The 17,253-nt window shown below is 72.6% G+C and carries 15 protein-coding genes; 5 read left to right on the forward strand and 10 right to left on the reverse strand.

Annotation, left to right across the window (positions count from 1 at the left end):
• Positions 1 to 985 precede the first annotated feature (985 nt).
• Positions 986 to 2,362: an L-aspartate oxidase gene (locus F8A92_RS05125; RefSeq protein WP_153503990.1), complete on the reverse strand. Its 1,377-nt coding sequence runs from the start codon at positions 2,360 to 2,362 to the stop codon at positions 986 to 988.
• Positions 2,359 to 3,366, reverse strand: a complete 1,008-nt coding sequence (gene nadA / locus F8A92_RS05130; protein WP_228389221.1) for a quinolinate synthase NadA — start codon at positions 3,364 to 3,366, stop codon at positions 2,359 to 2,361. The genes F8A92_RS05125 and nadA overlap by 4 nt, the downstream gene beginning before the upstream one ends.
• A 64-nt stretch (positions 3,367 to 3,430) precedes the next feature.
• Between nadA and F8A92_RS05135 the strand changes: the two genes are divergently transcribed.
• A complete protein-coding gene (locus tag F8A92_RS05135; RefSeq protein WP_153503994.1) occupies positions 3,431 to 4,135 on the forward strand; it encodes an NUDIX hydrolase in 705 nt (234 codons plus the stop codon).
• 13 nt (positions 4,136 to 4,148) lie between these two features.
• Here the strand turns inward: F8A92_RS05135 and F8A92_RS05140 are convergent, their stop codons facing one another.
• Genes F8A92_RS05140 through cysS form a run of 4 tightly spaced genes read right to left on the reverse strand, consistent with a single transcriptional unit; the run spans position 4,149 to position 10,373 of the window.
• Positions 4,149 to 5,087, reverse strand: coding sequence for a hypothetical protein (locus F8A92_RS05140; protein ID WP_153503996.1), 939 nt, complete (start codon positions 5,085 to 5,087; stop codon positions 4,149 to 4,151).
• A 23-nt stretch (positions 5,088 to 5,110) separates the two neighbouring features.
• Complete coding sequence (locus F8A92_RS05145) at positions 5,111 to 8,023, reverse strand: FAD-binding and (Fe-S)-binding domain-containing protein (RefSeq protein WP_153503998.1); 2,913 nt, start codon at positions 8,021 to 8,023, stop codon at positions 5,111 to 5,113.
• Complete coding sequence (rlmB, locus tag F8A92_RS05150) at positions 8,020 to 8,991, reverse strand: 23S rRNA (guanosine(2251)-2'-O)-methyltransferase RlmB (protein WP_153504000.1); 972 nt, start codon at positions 8,989 to 8,991, stop codon at positions 8,020 to 8,022. The genes F8A92_RS05145 and rlmB overlap by 4 nt, the downstream gene beginning before the upstream one ends.
• Positions 8,991 to 10,373: a cysteine--tRNA ligase gene (gene cysS / locus F8A92_RS05155; RefSeq protein WP_153504002.1), complete on the reverse strand. Its 1,383-nt coding sequence runs from the start codon at positions 10,371 to 10,373 to the stop codon at positions 8,991 to 8,993. Before cysS ends, rlmB begins: the two co-directional genes overlap by 1 nt.
• Positions 10,374 to 10,488: 115 nt before the next feature.
• Between cysS and F8A92_RS05160 the strand changes: the two genes are divergently transcribed.
• The 4 genes from F8A92_RS05160 to F8A92_RS05175 are packed head-to-tail and all read left to right on the forward strand — an operon-like array spanning position 10,489 to position 14,300.
• Complete coding sequence (locus F8A92_RS05160; RefSeq protein ID WP_153504004.1) at positions 10,489 to 11,709, forward strand: MFS transporter; 1,221 nt, start codon at positions 10,489 to 10,491, stop codon at positions 11,707 to 11,709.
• 34 nt (positions 11,710 to 11,743) lie between these two features.
• Complete coding sequence (locus F8A92_RS05165) at positions 11,744 to 12,523, forward strand: hypothetical protein (RefSeq protein ID WP_153504006.1); 780 nt, start codon at positions 11,744 to 11,746, stop codon at positions 12,521 to 12,523.
• A complete protein-coding gene (locus tag F8A92_RS05170; protein ID WP_153504007.1) occupies positions 12,520 to 13,653 on the forward strand; it encodes a sensor histidine kinase in 1,134 nt (377 codons plus the stop codon). Before F8A92_RS05165 ends, F8A92_RS05170 begins: the two co-directional genes overlap by 4 nt.
• A complete protein-coding gene (locus F8A92_RS05175) occupies positions 13,650 to 14,300 on the forward strand; it encodes a response regulator (RefSeq protein WP_153504009.1) in 651 nt (216 codons plus the stop codon). The genes F8A92_RS05170 and F8A92_RS05175 overlap by 4 nt, the downstream gene beginning before the upstream one ends.
• Here F8A92_RS05175 and F8A92_RS05180 read toward each other — a convergent pair.
• The 4 genes from F8A92_RS05180 to ispF all read right to left on the reverse strand — a co-directional run bounded on the left by F8A92_RS05180 (position 14,280) and on the right by ispF (position 17,215).
• A complete protein-coding gene (locus tag F8A92_RS05180; protein ID WP_228389222.1) occupies positions 14,280 to 15,599 on the reverse strand; it encodes a cytochrome P450 in 1,320 nt (439 codons plus the stop codon). The genes F8A92_RS05175 and F8A92_RS05180 overlap by 21 nt on opposite strands.
• A 3-nt stretch (positions 15,600 to 15,602) precedes the next feature.
• Positions 15,603 to 15,800: a ferredoxin gene (locus F8A92_RS05185; RefSeq protein WP_153504011.1), complete on the reverse strand. Its 198-nt coding sequence runs from the start codon at positions 15,798 to 15,800 to the stop codon at positions 15,603 to 15,605.
• A gap of 94 nt (positions 15,801 to 15,894) precedes the next feature.
• Positions 15,895 to 16,662, reverse strand: a complete 768-nt coding sequence (locus F8A92_RS05190) for a crotonase/enoyl-CoA hydratase family protein (RefSeq protein ID WP_153504012.1) — start codon at positions 16,660 to 16,662, stop codon at positions 15,895 to 15,897.
• A 76-nt stretch (positions 16,663 to 16,738) separates the two neighbouring features.
• Positions 16,739 to 17,215: a 2-C-methyl-D-erythritol 2,4-cyclodiphosphate synthase gene (gene ispF, locus F8A92_RS05195; RefSeq protein WP_153504014.1), complete on the reverse strand. Its 477-nt coding sequence runs from the start codon at positions 17,213 to 17,215 to the stop codon at positions 16,739 to 16,741.
• Positions 17,216 to 17,253: the final 38 nt, after the last annotated feature.

The raw sequence follows: 17,253 nt of genomic DNA on the forward strand, positions 1-17,253 counted from the left end.
GCCGGCGACCAAGAACCCACCATCAGCGAATCGCTGTCCGCCGACGACTTCGTCACCGCCCTACAGGCCGCGCAGCAGTCGCGGGTCGCGGTCGCGCGGCAGACCGATCGCCGGCGCGACGTGCTTACCCGCGCCGACCGGCGACGCGATCAGCAGATCGCCATCGATCACGACCGGGTGACCGCCGCGCGTCGGGCGGCCCGAGGCGCCTTCCAGGAGGCGCTCGCGAGCATGCGCCGGCGCGAGCGGGCGATCGCCACCGACGCGATCGAGGCCCTGACGCACCGGGCCACCGGCGTCCGCGACGCGGCGGTGACGTCGGCACGGCGGGCGGCGCAGGCAGAGCGCGCGCGGCTCGAGCAGGAGCTCGCCCACCGGCTGGCCCTGATCGAGCAGGCCCGCGAGTCGGCCCGCCGGACGCGGGACGCCGGCCTCCTCGCGATCGGCGACGCCGACCGGATCGCCAACCATCCGCGGGTGCGGTCCGTCGAGCGGACGTTCCGGCGCGCCGTCGACACCGCGATCGAGGCGGCGGCAGCGGCCCGCCGCGATGCCGCGCGCGAGCTGATCCGGGTCGCCGCCGACGAGCAGCGGGCGATCGCCGACGCCGACCTGGCGCGGGACCGGACGATCGCGCTGCAGCGCACGCCCCACGAGCACCGACAGCGCCGTGAGGTGACCCGGCTCGCGCGGCTCGCGGTGGAGCAGCGCGCGCACGCCGACCGCGTCGACCCGACCGCCGCTCTGCAGCGCCTGGACCAGGCGTCCGAGCGCCGCCTCGCGCACATCAACGAACGCTCCCTGCGCGAACGGATCGCGGCCACCGACCGCCGGGACGCGCGGCTCGCCGCGATCGAGCGCGCCGCCCGGGACCGCTGGTCGACCGCCGACCGCGGGTACCGCCGGAGCATCCAGCCGCAGACCAGCCGCAGCGAGCTCGACCGCCGGCTGCGGCTCTGGAGGCTGCTGCAGACCGGCGTCACCGTCACCGCTCAGCACGACTGGTGCATCTGGGATCCGGGTGCCGTCTGCACGTGCTCACGATCGGCGCCGACCGACTGCCCCCGCACTCCGGTGCCGCCGAGCACCCCCGCGCAGCCCCCGCGGCCCGCCGAACCGGGGCGGCGGATCCCGGACGGGTGCGCGTGGACGGGTCCGTCGTCCCCGCGCGCAGCAGCAGGCCACAGCGCTGGCCGGCGACCAACGCCTCGGTGATCGAGTTGGACGCGAGCCGGTTGGCGCCGTGCACCCCCGTCCGCGCGACCTCGCCGACGGCGTACAGGCCGGGCACGCTGGTGCGCCCCGTGAGGTCGGCGGCCACGCCGCCGCAGTGGTAGTGCGCGCCGGGCCGGACCGGGATCGGCTCGGTCACCGGATCCACCCCACGGTCGCGGCACATCCGCAGCACCGTCGGGAAGTGCCGCCGCCAGACCGGCTCCGAGAGCATCGTGCCGTCGAGGTAGACGTGCGAGACAGCGTGCCGCTGCAGGTGGTCGTGCAGCGCCGCGGACACGACGTCGCGGGGCGCGAGGTCGGCGGACGGGTGCACGCCCGGCATGACGCGGCGACCGTCCTGGCCGACGAGGACCGCGCCCTCGCCGCGCAGCGCCTCGGTGATCAGCACCGCCGCATCCCCCGGCACCGCGGCGGCGGCGAGCAGGGTGGGGTGGAACTGCATGAACTCGATGTCCCGCAGGACGGCGCCGGCGCGGGCGGCCAGCGCGAGGCCGTCCCCGGTGGCGGTGACGGGGTTGGTGGTGGCCGACCACAGCCGCCCGATGCCCCCGGTCGCGAGCACCAGCGCGCCGGCGGGCAGCGCGCCAGGGCGGCCCGCCGCGTCCATCACGCGGACGCCGGTCATCGACCCGCGGTCGTCGTGCAGCGCGTCGAGCGCCCAGGTGTGCTCGAGGACGGTGAGCTGCCCCGCGTCGGCGCGGCGCCGCACCGCCCGGGCCAGGACCCGCGCGACCTCGGCGCCGCTGGCGTCTCCGCCACAGTGCACGATGCGCCGGGTCCGGTGGCCGCCCTCCAGGCCGAGGTCGAGCTCGCCGTCCCCGGTGCGGTCGAAGCGCGCGCCCAGGCGCACCAGCCGCTCGATGGCGGCCGGTGCGGCCTCGACGAGGTCGCGGACCGTCCGTTCGTCGCACAGCCCACCGCCCGCGCGCACGGTGTCCTCGACGTGGCCGATGAAGGAGTCGTCCGCGGCGCTGACCGCGGCGAGCCCGCCCTGTGCCCAGGCCGTGGCGCCGTCGCCGAGCGTCCCCTTGGTGACCACGGTGACCGGCCGGTTACCGGCGAGGACGAGTGCGGTGCTCAGGCCGGCGGCACCGCTGCCGACGACCACCACCGGCGAGCGGTTCACTCCCCGCCTGCCGGGTTGCCGATCGCGATCATCCGCTCGACCGCGCGGCGGGCGCGATGCGCGATCGCGGGCTCGACCGTGACCTGTTCCCGCTCCTCGCGCAGCGCGCGCAGCAGCTTCGGCGGGGTGATCATCTTCATGTAGTGGCACGCGGCCTGCGGGTTCACCGGCACGAACTGCGTGCCGCTGTTGACCTTGCGCAGCTGGTGCAGCATGCCGACCTCGGTGGCGACGAGGACCGTCGTGGCCTGTGATGTGCGGGCCGCGTCCAGCATGCCGCCGGTCGACAGCACGCGGGTGCGCTCCGCGGGCAGCTCGCCGGTCGACGCCAGCCACAGCGCCGAGGTCGTGCAGCCGCACTCGGGATGCACGTAGAGCTCGGCGTCGGCGCTCGCGCGGACGGCGGCGGTGAGGTCGGCCGGCGAGATCCCGGCGTGCACGTGGCACTCGCCCATCCACACGTGCATGTTCTCCCGCCCGGTCCGGCGCTTGACGTGCGCGCCGAGGAACATGTCGGGGCCGAACAGGATCTCGGTGTCCGCCGGGATCGACTGCACGACCTCGACGGCGTTCGCGGAGGTGCAGCAGATGTCCGTCTCGGCCTTCACCTCGGCGGTCGTGTTGACGTACGAGACGACCACGGCGCCCGGGTGCTCGGCCTTCCAGGCCCGCAGCTGCGCACCGGTGATGCTGTCCGCGAGCGAGCACCCGGCGGCCGCGTCCGGGATCAGCACCCGCTTGCCGGGCGAGAGGATGCTCGCCGTCTCGGCCATGAAGTGGACGCCGGCGAAGACGATCGTCGAATGCGGGACGGTGACCGCCAGCCGCGACAGGCCGAGGGAGTCCCCGACGTGGTCGGCGACGTCCTGGATCTGCGGGATCTGGTAGTTGTGCGCCAGGATCACCGCGTCCTTCCGGTCGGCGAGCTCGCGCACCTCGGCGCGCCAGTCCGCCCACTGCCCGGTGGTCCAGCCGGTCCACCCGTCGTCCGCTCGCTCTGTCATCGGAGCACCTCCCTCAGGTTTTCGCCTACCAGGCGAAAACATGCTGGCACGTTAGCATCCACGAGTGCCCGAAAGCCGGCAGGTCCCGCTCTACCGCAACGAGGCGGTCGCTGTCGTCTTTCGCGTGCGACCGGACCGGCCCGGCCCCGGCGGCCTCGAGGTGCTCGCCTGGCGACGGGAGCGCGCGCCGTACGACGGGCACTGGGCACTGCCCAGCGGCCCCCTGCTCGCGGACGAGACGATCGGCGAGTGCGTCGCCCGCCACCTGGCCGTCCGGGTCGACCTGACCCGCATCGCGCACCTCGAGCAGCTGGAGACCCGCAGCGACCCGGGGCGCGATCCCGCCCAGCGGACGGTCGCCACGGCCTACCTCGGGCTGGTCCCCATGACCGCCGCCACCGCGCTGCCGAGCCACGCCGACTGGCTCCCGGTCGGCGACCTGCCGCGGATGGCGTTCGACCACGCCTCGCTGGTCCGCTCCGGGCACGAGCGGCTGCGCGCGAAGATCTCCTACACGAACCTCGGGTTCGCGCTGGCCCCGGAGACGTTCACGATGGCGACGCTGAGCGCGGTGTACGGCGCCGTGCTGGGATACCGTCCGTCGACGACGAACCTGCAGCGGGTGCTCACGCGACGCGGCCAGCTCGTGCGGGCCGGCACCACGTCGCCGGGCTCGGGAAAGGGTGGCCGCCCCGCGCACCTCTACCGGTTCACCGAGCGGGTCGCCACCGTCACCGACCCGTTCGCCGTGCTGCGTCCCCGCCAGTGAGGCGTCGGCGCCGCTACTGCACGAACGGCTCGCCGGCCGCTCGGTCGACGTAGCAGTCGAACGTGCCGGTGAACGCGAACGCGACGGGCGTCGCCGCCTTCGCGGGCTTGCCGGCCGCCGGGAACGCCGCGCTCACCGCCTGCTGGCACAGCTGCGGAGTCTGGCCCGACGTGAAGGCGTCGTAGCCGGCCTTCGCTGCGTCGGCCGCCTGCTGCGTCAGCACGACGGTCACCAGGGACTGCGCGTTCACCTGCGGGTTGTCGCACGGCATCGGCAGATAGCCCTCGGAGGTCGCGTTCAGACAGGCGATCTGGTCGTCGGCGACGGTGCTCAGGTCGACCGCGGGCTTCTCGATCGGCACCGGGGCGGCGAACCGGTTGGCGATGTCGCACCTGATCCAGCGAGCGCCGCCGGCCCACTCCTCGCCGGTCGGCAGCCAGGCGTACGGGCGCAGGTTCGAGGACTTGTAGGCGAGCTCGACGTCGCCGCTGCCGGTGTCGACGGTGCCCGAGGCGAACGCCTTCGCGTGGGCGGCGGCGCAGGCCGGCGTCACGACCGATCGCCAGATCTGCTCGTGTCCGGGGTCGATCGCCTGCCCGGTCTCGGCGAGCGCGGCGACGCTGCCGAGCTGCTGGGTCGGGATGCCCACCACGCCGGCGGTGATCGCGTTGTGCTCGGTCGAGCAGTCCACCGACTGCTGGTCGGTCGAGGTGAGCGCCAGCGCGTCGTCGAGCTGCTCGGCGGTCATGCTCCAGCACAGCCCGGTCTTGGGCAACGTGGCGTTCCCGGCGTCCGGACCGGTGATGTCGTCCGCCTTCGGGATCACATCACTGGTGGCGGACGCCGACCCGGACGTCCGCGCCGGGGCGTCGTCGTCGACGCCCCGGTCGTCGGTGCACGCCGCCGCCGTGAGCAACGTCAGCAGCGCGATGAGCGTTCGAGCGGTACGCACGATGCCGGCTCCCCCTGGTCGATTCAGCCCGCGAACGCCTCGGCGGCGAGCTCGGCGATGGTGCGCACCTCGCGGCCGGCGAGCTGCGTGATCTGCGTCTGGCACGAGAAGCCGTCGGCGACCACGATCGCGTCGGGCTCGGCGGCCAGCATCGGCAGCAGCCGGTCCTCCGCGATCTTCTTGGACAGGTCGGCATGCTTGGCGTTGAAGCCGAACGAGCCCGCGAGGCCGCAGCAGCCGGAGTCGAGCACCTTGACGTCGTACCCGAGCGCGCCCAGGATCTCGACGTCCTTCTGGTAGCCGCCGTTGGCGTTCTGGTGGCAGTGCACCTGCAGGAGCACCCGCTTGCCGGCTCCCGCGCTCGGCACGACGGACTGCTTGGCCGCGAGCCATTCCGGCAGCGAGCAGGCGATCTCGCTGAGCACCTTCGCGCGCTCGTCGTCGGGGAACAGCCCGAGCAGCTCGTCCCGGAAGGTCGCCAGGCAGGACGGCTCGAGGACGACGACCGGCGTGCGCGCCTCGATCGCGGGCCGCAGCGCGCGCATGGTCTTCTCGAGGTTGCGCTTGGCCGAGTCGAGCATGCCGTAGTCGTACAGCGGACGCCCGCAGCACAGGTCCTCCTGCGGCACGACCACCTTGCCGCCCGCAGCCTGCATCACCCGCACGGCGGCGATCCCGGCCTCCGGACCGAGGTAGTTGGTGAACGTGTCGACCCAGAGGACGACGTCGCCGGCGGCGGCCGGCACGTTCTGCTTGAGCCACTTGCGCAGCGTCTGCTTCGCGAACACCGGCGCGGGCCGCGAGGTGGTCACGCCGGCGGCCGCCTTCAGGGGCTTGCCCACCGGCGAGGCGAGCACGCCGTTGGCCAGCGACGGCAGCTTGGAGGCGAACTTCGCGCCGTAGCGGATCATGCCGAGCGAGTACGCCTCCCGCGGGCGCGCCCGGCCCTTGTAGTAGTGCGAGAGGAACTCTGACTTGAAGGTCGCCATGTCGACGTTGGTCGGGCAGTCGGTCTTGCATCCCTTGCAGGACAGGCAGAGATCGAGGGCTTCCTTCACGTCCTCGTTGCGCCAGGTGGCCTCCGTGATCTCGCCGCGGAACATCTCCTGGAAGAGCTTCGCCCGCCCTCGGGTGGAGTGCTTCTCGTCGCGGGTCGCGCGGTACGACGGGCACATCGTGTTCGTGTCGGTGCGCCGGCATCGCCCGACGCCGACGCACCTGTCGGCCGCCTCCTGCAGAGAGTACCCCTCGTCGCCGAAGAAGAACGTCGTCCTCGTCAGTGGGTTGTGCGGGCGATCCGGCCCGTGCTTGAGGTTGGTGTCCAGCGGGAACGGGTCGATGAGCTTGCCCGGGTTCATCCGCCCGCGCGGGTCCCAGGCCTGCTTGAACTCCTTGAAGCCCTGCATCAGCCGCGGCGAGAACATCTTGCTCCACAGCTCGGCACGCCCCTGGCCGTCGCCGTGCTCGCCGGAGATCGAGCCGCCCAGCTCGGCGACCAGCGCGGCGCCCCGCTCGAGGTACTCGCGGTAGTCGCGCAGGCCCTCGATCGTCCCGGTGTTGAAGTTGGAACGGGTGTGCATGCAGCCATCGCCGAGATGCCCGTACCAGCAGCCGTGGTAGCCGTAGTCGTCCCAGATCGCCGTCATGCGGCGCAAGTACTCGCCGAGCTTCTCCGGCGGCAGCGCGGCGTCCTCCCAGCCCTCCACGAGCGGTTCCTCGCCGGGCGGGCGGGCGGTCGCACCGAGGCCCGACTCGCGCACCGCCCACATGGCCTTCTGCTCGGCCGGAGTGCGGCACACCAGCACGCTCGGGCTGCCGGGGGCGGCGGCGATCGCCTCGTCGACCATCGCGTCGACGTCTTCCTCGTCGAACGAGCCGAACTCGGCGAGCACCCAGCCCTTCCCCGGCGGCAGCGTCGCGAGCGACTTCGCGTGCATGTTCCGCTTGCGCATGTAGATCGTCAGCTGCTCGTCGACGCCCTCGCACCCGATGATGCCGCGCATCCGGCGGAACTCCGGGGCGTGGTCGGCGGCCTCGAAGATGTCGTCGTAGCCCAGCACGACCAGCCGGCGATGCTTGGGCCACGGCACCAGCTTCAGGGTCGCCTCGGTCACGACGACGAGCGTCGACTCGCTGCCGACCAGCGCCTTCGCGATGTGCGGGCCGCCGTCCTCGCTCAACGAGTCGAGGTTGAAGCCGCTGACCCTGCGCGGGATGTCCGGGAACTCGGCGCGGACCGCGTCGGCGTACCGGTCGCGGATGGCGCTGATCTGCGCGTAGATCTCCCCGGTGCGACCGGGCGTGCCGGCCAGCTCGGTGAGCTGCTCGTCGGTGATCTTGCCGACCTCGAACTCGTGCCCGTCGTAGGTGAGCACCTTCATGGAGATCATGTTGTCGACGGTCTTCCCGGCGTACACCGAATGGGTGCCGCAGGAGTTGTTGCCGATCATCCCGCCGATGGTGCAGTAGGCGTGCGTCGCGGGGTCCGGCGCGAAGGTGAGATCGTGCTGCTCGGTGACCGCGCGCAGGTCGTCGAGGACGATACCCGGCTGGACCCGCACCCAGCCCTCCTCGACGTTCAGCTCGAGGATGGCGTTCATGTGGCGGGAGAAGTCGATGACCAGCGCGACGTTGCAGGTCTGTCCCGCGAGGGCGGTCCCGCCGCCACGCGAGACGACGGCCGCGTCGACCGCGCGGGCGCACTCGAGCGCGAACGCGACGTCCCCCGCGGTGCGTGGGAAGACCACGCCGAGCGGGGTCTGCCGATAGTTGGACGAGTCGCTCGCGTAGGCCGCGCGCGTACCGCTGCCGAACTCGATGTCACCGCTGAATCCCTTGCGCAGCAGGGACTCCAGCTTCAGGCGACCGGTCTCGTCGACGGTGCTGCGATCGATCTTCGTGCCGGGCATCCCCGGCATTCCCAGCTCGACGGTCATGCCGCTCCTCCTTGTCCGAGACCCCGGGCGCTGGCGACCTGCCAGAGCGTGACCGAGGCCGCGACCGACGCGTTCAGCGACTCGGTGCTGCCCGACATCGGGATCGAGACGATCTGGTCACACTTCTCGGCGACCAGCCGTGAGAGCCCCTTGCCCTCCGAGCCCACGACGATGCACAGCGGATCGCCCGTGACGTCGAGGTCCTGCAGCTCGACGTCGCCGTCGGCGGCGAGGCCGACGACGAAGACCCCCGACTTCTGCAGCGCCAGCAGCGTGCGCGAGAGGTTGGTGACCTGGGCGATCGGCAGCCGGGCCGCCGCGCCGGCCGACGTACGCCAGGCGGTGGCCGTCATGCCCGCGGCGCGGCGCTCGGGCACGATCACGCCGTGCGCGCCGAAGGCCGCGGCCGACCGGACGACGGCGCCGAGATTGCGGGGATCCTGGACCCCGTCGAGCGCGACCAGCAGCGGCACCAGGCCGGCGTCGACCGCCGCCGCGACCATGTCGGCGGGGTCGGTGTAGCGGAACGGCGGCACGGCGATGCCGATGCCCTGGTGCAGCGCCCCGCCGGTCAGCCTGTCCAGCTCGCTGCGGCTGACCTCCTGGATCGGGGTGTTGGTGTCGGAACAGATCTTGATCGCCTCGCGCACGCGGTCGTCGATCTCCGTGCGTTCGGCGATGTAGAGGGCGGTCACCGGGATCTCGGCGCGCAGCGCCTCGACGACCGGGTTGCGGCCCACGAGCAGCTCGGGGCCGCCGCTGGTCTTGCGCCCGGTGGTCTGCTTGCCCGCGACCCGCTTCACCGCCTGCGACCGGCGGTAGGCCTTGTGGTTGGGACGGTCCTCGGCGCGCGGCGTGGGGCCGCGACCCTCGAGCCCCTTGCGGCGCTGGCCGCCCGATCCGACGACCTGGCCCTTCTTGGTGCCGCTCTTGCGCATAGCGCCCTTGCGCTGTGAGTTGCCAGCCATCACATGCTCCACTTCGGTCCGTCGGGAGTGTCCTCGATGGAGATGCCCCGCGCGGCGAGCGTGTCGCGGATCTCGTCGGCGCGCGCGAAGTCCCTGGCCTTGCGGGCGGCGGTGCGCTGCGCGAGGAGGTCGTCGACCGCCCAGCCGAGGTCGGCGCTCGACCCGTCGGCCCAGTGCGGGTCGAGCGGGTCCAGCCCGAGGACGTCGAGCATCGCGCGGACCTGCATCGCCAGGGCCGCGGCCTTGTCCTTCTCGCCGGCGCCGAGCGCCGAGTTGCCCTGCCGCACGGCGTCGTAGACGACGGCGAGCGCGCCGGAGACGCCGATGTCGTCGTTCATCGCCTCGACGTACGCGGCCGGCAGCTCGACGTCGCCGACGTCGCCGCTGACCCCGGAGCGCTCGATGAAGCCCTCGATCCGGCCGTACGCCGCCCGAGCCTCGCCCAGCGACGAGTCGCTGAAGTCGACGGTGGAGCGGTAGTGCACGGTGGCCAGGTAGAAGCGCAGGTCGACCGGGCGCGCGGTCTTGGTCAGCTCGTCGATGGACAGCGTGTTGCCCAGCGACTTGGACATCTTCTCGCCGGCGAGGGTGACCCAGGCGTTGTGCATCCAGTACTGGGCGAAGTCGTCGCCGGCGGCGCACGACTGCGCGATCTCGTTCTCGTGGTGCGGGAAGCGCAGGTCGATCCCGCCACCGTGGATGTCGAAGCGCGGGCCGAGGTAGCGCCGGGCCATTGCCGAGCACTCGAGGTGCCACCCGGGACGGCCGCGGCCCCACGGGGTCGGCCAGGACGCGCTCTCCGGCTCGGAGCTCTTGTAGCCCTTCCACAGCGCGAAGTCGCGCGGATCGCGCTTCTTGGCCTCGGCGGCCGCGTCGGTATCGCCGGCCGGCTGCAGCTCGTCGACCTTGGTGCCGGTGAGCTCGCCGTACCGCGGCCAGGAGTGCACGTCGAAGTACACGTCCCCGCCCGAGGCGTACGCGTGCCCGCGCTCGATGAGCTGCCCGATGAGATCGATCATCTCGGTGATGTGGCCGGTGGCGCGCGGCTCGTAGGACGGCGGGAGCACGCCGAGGGTGTTGTACGCGTCGGTGGCCACGAGCTCGTAGCGGTAGGCCCACTTCCACCAGTCGACGTCGTGCTCGGCGGCCTTGATGAGGATCTTGTCGTCGATGTCGGTGACGTTGCGGATCATGGTCACGTCGTACCCGCTGCGCGTCAGCCAGCGGCGCACGACGTCGAACGCGACGGCGACCCGCATGTGCCCGATGTGCGGCGGGCCCTGCACGGTGATGCCGCAGACGTACATCGAGACCTCGCCGGCGCGGTCGGGCACGAAATCGCGGACCGCACGGGTCCGGCTGTCATAAAGGCGAAGGCTCACTCGGTCGATCTTACGGGTGGGCCTTGTATCCTGTTGGGTGCACAGGGACCCCTGGCGCGACCTGATGGGCGGGTAGGCGCGCCGCGCACTGGCCGCTATCCCCATCGAGGTCCTCATGTCCGCTGTCGCCGCCTACCGCCGGCTGTTCGCCATCTCCGGGATGTCGTACGTCGTCGTCGCCTTCCTCGGGCGGCTGCCGCTGGCGATGAGCCAGATCGGCACCCTGCTGCTCGTGCAGGATGCGACCGGGTCGTACGGCGCGGGCGGGTTCTGCGCCGGGGCGCTGGCCGTGGCCAACGCGACCGGGGCGCCGTACTTCGGGGCGCTCGCCGATCGGATCGGGCAACGTCCCGTGGTGCTCGGCCAGTCGCTGCTCGGGGCAGCCGGATTCGCCGGCGAGGTGGCGCTCGTGTGGGCCGGCGCGTCGTGGCCGTGGCTCGCCGTCGTCGCCGCCGCCGCCGGGCTCGCTTGCCCGCAGATCGGGCCGCTCGCGCGGGTGCGCTGGCGGCCGCTCACCGAGGGGACGCCGGATCAGGGCCGACTGGTCAGCACCGCGTTCTCGTACGAGGGCGCCGCCGACGAGGCGACGTTCGTGTTCGGCCCGGCCCTGGTCGGCGTCTGCATCGCGGTCGTCTCGCCGCGCTTCGCGATGCTGCTCGCCGCCGTGATCCTGGCCGTGTTCGGTACCGCGTTCGCGGTCCACCGCTCGGCCAGGCTCGTCGGGGCCCGCTCGCACGGCACCGGCAGCACCGGCCGGCTGCTGACCGCGGGCCTCGCCGTCCTGTCGCTCGCGCAGCTCGCCATCGGCATGCTGTTCGGCTCGGTGCAGACCGGCAACTCGGTGATCGCCACCGCCGCCGGGCAGGCCGGCATGACCGGGCTCCTGCACGCGTTGTTCGGCGTGGGGAGCGTCATCGCCGGTATCGCGGTCGCGGCGCTGCCAGAGGCGCTCCCACTGGTACGGCGGATGCGGATCTTCGCCGTCGCGCTGCTGGTGCTGTCGCTGCCGCTGCTGCTGGTCGACTCCATCGCGTGGACGGTGCCGGCGCTGATGGTGCTCGGCTGCGCCGTGGCGCCCTACATGATCACCACCTTCTCGCTCGCCGAGCGGATCACCGCCCCGGCCCGCACCGGCGCCGCGATGACGCTGCTCGCCGCTGCCACCGGCCTCGGCTATGCGATCGGGGCGGCCATCGCGGGGCGCCTCGCCGACGCCGGCGGCGCCACGCCGGCGTACGCCGTCACGGTCGCCGCCTGCGCGCTGGCGGTCGCGATCGCGACGCTCGCCGGACCGCGGATCCTCCCACGGGAGGAGGCGGACCGCCCGCGCGGATGAGGTACCGCCGGACGCGGCCGACGAGCATCGGGGTATGACGAAACGAACCGCGCTCGCGTCCTTCCTACTCCTCGGAGCCCTCACCGTCCTCGCCCTCTGGGGCGACCCGTTCGCACTGCAGCTGGTCGGCTATCTGCCGATGCTGCTGATCGGCTGGATCGCCGGCAGCGACGACGTGCCCAGCGCGTCGACCATCCTGAGCGACTGGGCGTTGTGGCGCTCGGTGCTCGTGCTGCTGGGCGCCTCGGCCCTGCTGTGGGGAGCGCGGCGGGCGTGGCCGCGCCGACAGCTGCTCGGGGAGGTGCCCCCGCCGCGGCTGCACCGGCTGCTGAGGTGGTCGGTCGCGGTCGCCGCGGCCTGCCCTCTGCTGTACGCCGGCACCCGCCTCGCGTGGGTGCTCGGCATTCCGCTCGGCCTCGACCGCGCCTTTCTGGCGCAGATCCAGGGAATCGTCCTGAACGGCCTCGGGCTGGGGCTGTTCGCGCTGCTGGGGGCGGTGCTCACGATCGGCCTCGCCCGCCCGTGGGGATCGCGGTTCCCGGGCTGGTTCCCGTTCATCGGTGGCCGAGCGGTGCCGGTCGGCCTGGCGCGCAACAGCGCTCTCGTGGTGGCGTTCCTCGTCGCGGCCGCCGGGGCGTACTTCGTCCGGGTGATGCTGCAGGGCGAGGGGATCCCGATGGCGCCGCGGGGCGCGGAGAGCCAGTGGGGGGCCTGGTTGCCGGAGATGGTGTGGCCGTTGTGGGCGGGCGCCCTCGCCGTCGCGGCGCTCGCGTACGCCGAGCGGCGCCGCCGCGCCGATAAGGTCGGTGCGTGACGACCGTGCCGCGCATCTCGCCCGTCGCCGTGGACCTGTGCGTCGCCGCGGTGCTCGCGGCGGTGCTGCTGCCCAGCGGCTGGCGGATGGCCGGCTCGCTGGGCGGGGGCGCCTCGGCGTGGGCGCTCGCCGCGTTGGTCACGCTGCACCTCCTGCCGCCGGCCGGACGGCGCGCGCCCGAGGCCACCTTCGCCGTGGCGTGTGCCGCCGCCGCGGTGCTCGCCCTGCTGCCGGTCTCCCGGTACCAGGGGCAGCCGGTGCCGATGGTGCTCGCGCCGAGCATGATCTGCTTCTTCGTCGCGCTGTACTGGTGCGCGCGGGAGCGTTCGGCAGCCGTCGGGCGGGTGGCGCTCGCCGTCGCGCTGGTGGGCGGCGCCGGCGTGCTGGCGCGACTGGTGCTGACCGACGGCTGGTGGGGCGAGCTGCCGGTCGACGCCGCCGGCTGGGTGCTGCTCGCGCTGGTCCCGTCCGCCGGGTCCGTCGCGGCGTGGGCCATCGGCCGGCTACATCGCCGGGCCCTGGACGATCGCGCGGCAGCGCTCACCCGCGCTGCCGAGGACGAGCGGGCCCGGATCGCCGGGGACATGCACGACGTCGTCTCGCACTCGCTGGCGGTGATCGTCGCCCAGGCCGAGGGCGGGCGGATGACGACGCCCGACCGCAGCGCCCGGGAGGTACTGCAGGTCATCGGGGACACCGGCCGGGCGGCGCTCGCCGACATGCGCTCGATGCTCGGCGTGCTGCGCGAGACGCCGGCATCGAGGGCCGACCCCCAGCCGGGGGTGCCCGACCTCCGGGCGCTCGCGGAGCGGTCCGGGGCGAGCTTCACCGAGTCCGGGCACGCCCGGGCCATCCCTGCCGGGGTCGGCCTGGCCGCGTACCGGATCACCCAGGAGGCGCTGACGAATGCGCTCAAGCACGGCGTCGGCCCGGCGACGGTGCGGCTCTCGTGGGAGGCCGGCCTCAGCATCACGGTCGCCAATCCGGCAGCTGCCACCGGTGGTGACGGGTCCGGGAGCGGACTGCAGAGCATGCGGCAGCGGGCCGAGTCGGTGGGCGGCACCGTCGAGGCCGGACGCCGCGGTACGGAGTGGGTGGTGCGGGCAGTGCTCCCGGTGAGGGGCCGATGATCCGGGTGGCGCTGGTCGACGACCAGCCGCTGCTGCGCAGCGGGGTCGCGATGGCACTGGGCTCGCAGGCCGACCTCGAGGTCGCGTGGCAGGCGGACGACGGAGCCCAAGCCCTCGAGCACCAGCGGTGCGACCCGGTCGACGTCGTGGTGATGGACGTGCGGATGCCGGTGCTCGATGGCATCGCCGCCACCGAACGGATCTGTGCGGGGTGGCCGGGCACCCGGGTACTGGTGCTGACGACCTTCGACCTCGATGAGCACGCGCTCGCCGCGCTGCGCGCGGGCGCCAGCGGCTTCCTGCTCAAGGACGCTCCCGCCGAGCAGCTCATCACCGCCGTCCGGCACGTCGCGGCCGGAGACGCCGTGCTGGCCCCGGCGATGACCGCGCGCCTGCTGCGGCAGTTCGTGGCGGCGGCGCCCAGGACGGGCACGGCCGCGCTCGCCTCGCTGACCGCGCGCGAGCGGGAGATCACCCGGCTGATCGCGCAGGGGCTGACCAACCCGGAGATCGCCGCGTCGCTCTACCTCTCGCTGACCACGGTCAAGACGCACGTCCGCGCGATCCTGCGCAAGCTGCGCGCCCGTGACCGGGTGCAGATCGTCATCGCCGCCTACGAGGGCGGACTAGCGGATCAGCAGCGGTAGCGAACGCGGTCCGCGGATCTGGCCGAGGCTCCAGGTGGTCTGGTCCCCCTCCTTGGGCAGCGAGAAGTCCGGGAAGCGGTTCACGAACTCCTCGATCGCCACCCGCAGCTCGAGCCGGGCGAGGTTCGAGCCCAGGCAGCGGTGGATGCCGAGGCCGAACGCCGAGTGCCGGTTGACCCGGCGGTCGATGATGAACTTGTCGGCGTTCTCGATGAACTCCGGGTCGCGATTGGCGGCCGGGAACGGCAGCAGGACGAAGTCCTCCTCCTTCATGGGGCAGCCGCCGATCTCGACGTCCTTGGCGACCAGGCGCGCCATGGTCACCGGCGCGTAGGCGCGCAGGAACTCCTCGAGCGCGAAGATCATCACGTCCGGGTCGTTGCGCAGCCGCTCGACGTCCGCCGGGTTCTGGGCGAGGTGCCACAGCGATGCGCCGATGGCGCTCCACGTGGTGTCGATGCCCGCGATCAGCAGCAGCAGCATCGCGCCGCGCACGGTCTCGTGCGGCAGCTTCTGCCCGCCGATCTCCGCCTCGAGCAGGTACGATGTGAGATCGTCCCGCGGGTTCTGCTTGTGGTCCTCGATCTGCGCGTCGAGGTAGGCGTTGAACTCCAGACCGACCGCCAGCTTCTCCTCCGGCGAGCCGTCGATGTTCTCGATCACGTGGTGGATGAAGTAGCGGAACTTGTCGTCGTCGCCGGGCGGGAAGCCCAGCATCCGGGAGATGACGGCCGGCGGGATGTGCTGCGCGTACTGGGTGGCCGCGTCGATCACGGTCTCCCCCGGGACGATCTCGCCAAGGTCGTCGAGCCGCTGGCGGCAGATCGCGCGGATCTCGCCCTCGAGCGGGTCGATCTTGTTGGGCCGGAACTGCGAGAGCAGCAGCTTGCGCGCGTGCTGGTGGTACGGCGGGTCGCTGGTGATCGGCGGGGCCTGGCCGACCGGGCTCATCTCCGGGTCGGCGCGACCGTTGACGACGATGACCTGGCGGCTCGTGAAGTTCTCGGTGTCGTAGGCGATCTTGCGGACGTCCTCGTGGCGGGTGGGCAGCCACGTGCCGCCGTACCGCTCGCTGTGCGCCACCGGGCACCGCTCGCGCAGGTCGTCCCAGATCTCGTGCGCGTGCTTGTTGTACTCGGGGTCGGCGTGGTCGAAGTCGGTCGCCCAGTCGGCGACGGGGATGCCGTGGCTCGACGGGTACATCTTGTAGATGCCCTCGGCCATCTCGACGCCGTCGGCGGCCAGCAGCGGCTCGCCGCGTCGCGCGCCGGCATGTTCCTGGGCGTGATCGGTGGTCATCGGTCAGTCCTCCTCGAGCGACAGCGCGAACTCGGGGCAGTTGTCGACCGCCAGCTGCGCCTTGCCGCGCAGCTCCTCGGGGACCGTGCCGTCCCCCTTGATCACCGCATAGCCCTCGTCGTCCACGTCGACGAGCTCGGGGGCGAGCACCTTGCAGCGGTTGTGGCCCTGGCAGACCTCGTTGTCAACTTTGAGTCGCATGACCAACACGCTAGACCGCGGTGACCACGATCACAAGAAGATGCCCACCGAACCCGCGTTTTCGCGGGCCGGTGGGCATCTCGGGTCGGCGCTTCTAGCTGCCGGTCCACTTCGGAGCGCGCTTCTCGGCGAACGCGGTGGCGCCCTCGATGGCGTCCGAGCTCTTGAAGACGGGATCGATGATGCCCGCCTGCCAGGCGAGCAGGTCCTTGTCCATCCACTTGATCGAGCCGCTGACCAGCTGCTTCGAGGCCTTCACGGCCAGCGGGCCGTTGGTGGCGATCTTCTTCGCCAGCGCGAGCGCCTCGTCGAGCGCCTTGCCCTCGTCGGCGATGCGGGTGACCAGGCCCAGCTGCTGGGCGCGCTCGGCCGGGATGAAGTCACCGGTCAGCGCCAGCTCCATCGCGGCGCCATACGGCATGGTCTTGGCGAGCTTGAGCACGCCGCCGGCCGCGGCGACCAGGCCGCGCTTGACCTCGGGGATGCCAAACTGCGCGGTCTTCGCGGCGACGATGATGTCGGCGGCGAGTGCCAGCTCGCAGCCGCCGGCGAGCGCGTAGCCCTCGACCGCCGCGATCAGCGGCTTGGCGATCTCGGCCTCGGTCACGCCGGCGAAGCCGCGGCCCGGGATCGAGGGGCGCTTGCCCTGCGCGAAGGCCTTGAGGTCCATGCCCGAGCAGAAGGTGCCACCGGCGCCGGTGATGATCAGCGCGACGACCGAGTCGTCGGCCTCCAGCTTGTCGACCGCCGCCGCGACGCCCTCGGCCACCTCGAGGTTGACGGCGTTCTTGGCCTCCGGACGGTTGATCGTGATGACGCCGACGCCATCGGTGATGTCTACCTTGACGATTTCTTCCGACATGGGCACTCCCGAGATAGTTAGCAGGACGAACTCTTCCCTGCACGATAGCCGGTCACCGCCCGACTTGACCAAGGTGTCAACTCTTCGGGTAGACGAGTGCGACGGCATGCGCCATCCGGCCCTCGCCGCGGCCTGGATAGCCGAGCCCGTCGGTGGTGGCGGCGGCCACCGAGACCGGCGCGCCGACGACCTCGCCCAGGAGCTGCTGGGCCTCGTCACGCCGCGCACCGATCTTGGGCGTCGCGCACACCACCTGAACGGCGGCGTTGCCGATCTCGAACCCCGCGGCGCGCACCAGCCGGGCGGTCTCGGCCAGCAGCGCGACGCCGGCCGCGCCGCCCCACTCGGGGCGGTCGGTGCCGAACACCGCCCCGAGGTCGCCCAGCTGGGCGGCGCTCAGCAAGGCGTTGCACAGGGCGTGGCACGCGACGTCGGCGTCGGAGTGGCCGGCGCAGCCGTCCACGCCGTCCCACTTCAGGCCGGCGAGCCAGCACTCGCGACCGGCCTCGATCGCGTGGATGTCGGTGCCGGTGCCGACCCGGGGAATGAGCATGCTGCCCAGCGTAGGGGCCGGAGGCCGGGGCTACCCTC

This window comes from Cumulibacter manganitolerans (assembly GCF_009602465.1).
GTDB lineage: Bacteria > Actinomycetota > Actinomycetes > Mycobacteriales > Antricoccaceae > Cumulibacter > Cumulibacter manganitolerans.

Bases quoted from the DNA above. Each gene is read 5' to 3' on its own strand.
- nadA (WP_228389221.1), bottom strand. From the start codon at position 3,366: ATGACAGAGCGAGCGGACGACGGGTGGACCGGCTGGACCACCGGGCAG.
- F8A92_RS05145 (WP_153503998.1), bottom strand. From the start codon at position 8,023: ATGACCGTCGAGCTGGGAATGCCGGGGATGCCCGGCACGAAGATCGAT.
- rlmB (WP_153504000.1), bottom strand. From the start codon at position 8,991: ATGGCTGGCAACTCACAGCGCAAGGGCGCTATGCGCAAGAGCGGCACC.
- F8A92_RS05160 (WP_153504004.1), top strand. From the start codon at position 10,489: ATGTCCGCTGTCGCCGCCTACCGCCGGCTGTTCGCCATCTCCGGGATG.
- F8A92_RS05165 (WP_153504006.1), top strand. From the start codon at position 11,744: ATGACGAAACGAACCGCGCTCGCGTCCTTCCTACTCCTCGGAGCCCTC.
- F8A92_RS05175 (WP_153504009.1), top strand. From the start codon at position 13,650: ATGATCCGGGTGGCGCTGGTCGACGACCAGCCGCTGCTGCGCAGCGGG.
- F8A92_RS05180 (WP_228389222.1), bottom strand. From the start codon at position 15,599: ATGACCACCGATCACGCCCAGGAACATGCCGGCGCGCGACGCGGCGAG.
- F8A92_RS05185 (WP_153504011.1), bottom strand. From the start codon at position 15,800: ATGCGACTCAAAGTTGACAACGAGGTCTGCCAGGGCCACAACCGCTGC.
- F8A92_RS05190 (WP_153504012.1), bottom strand. From the start codon at position 16,662: ATGTCGGAAGAAATCGTCAAGGTAGACATCACCGATGGCGTCGGCGTC.
- ispF (WP_153504014.1), bottom strand. From the start codon at position 17,215: ATGCTCATTCCCCGGGTCGGCACCGGCACCGACATCCACGCGATCGAG.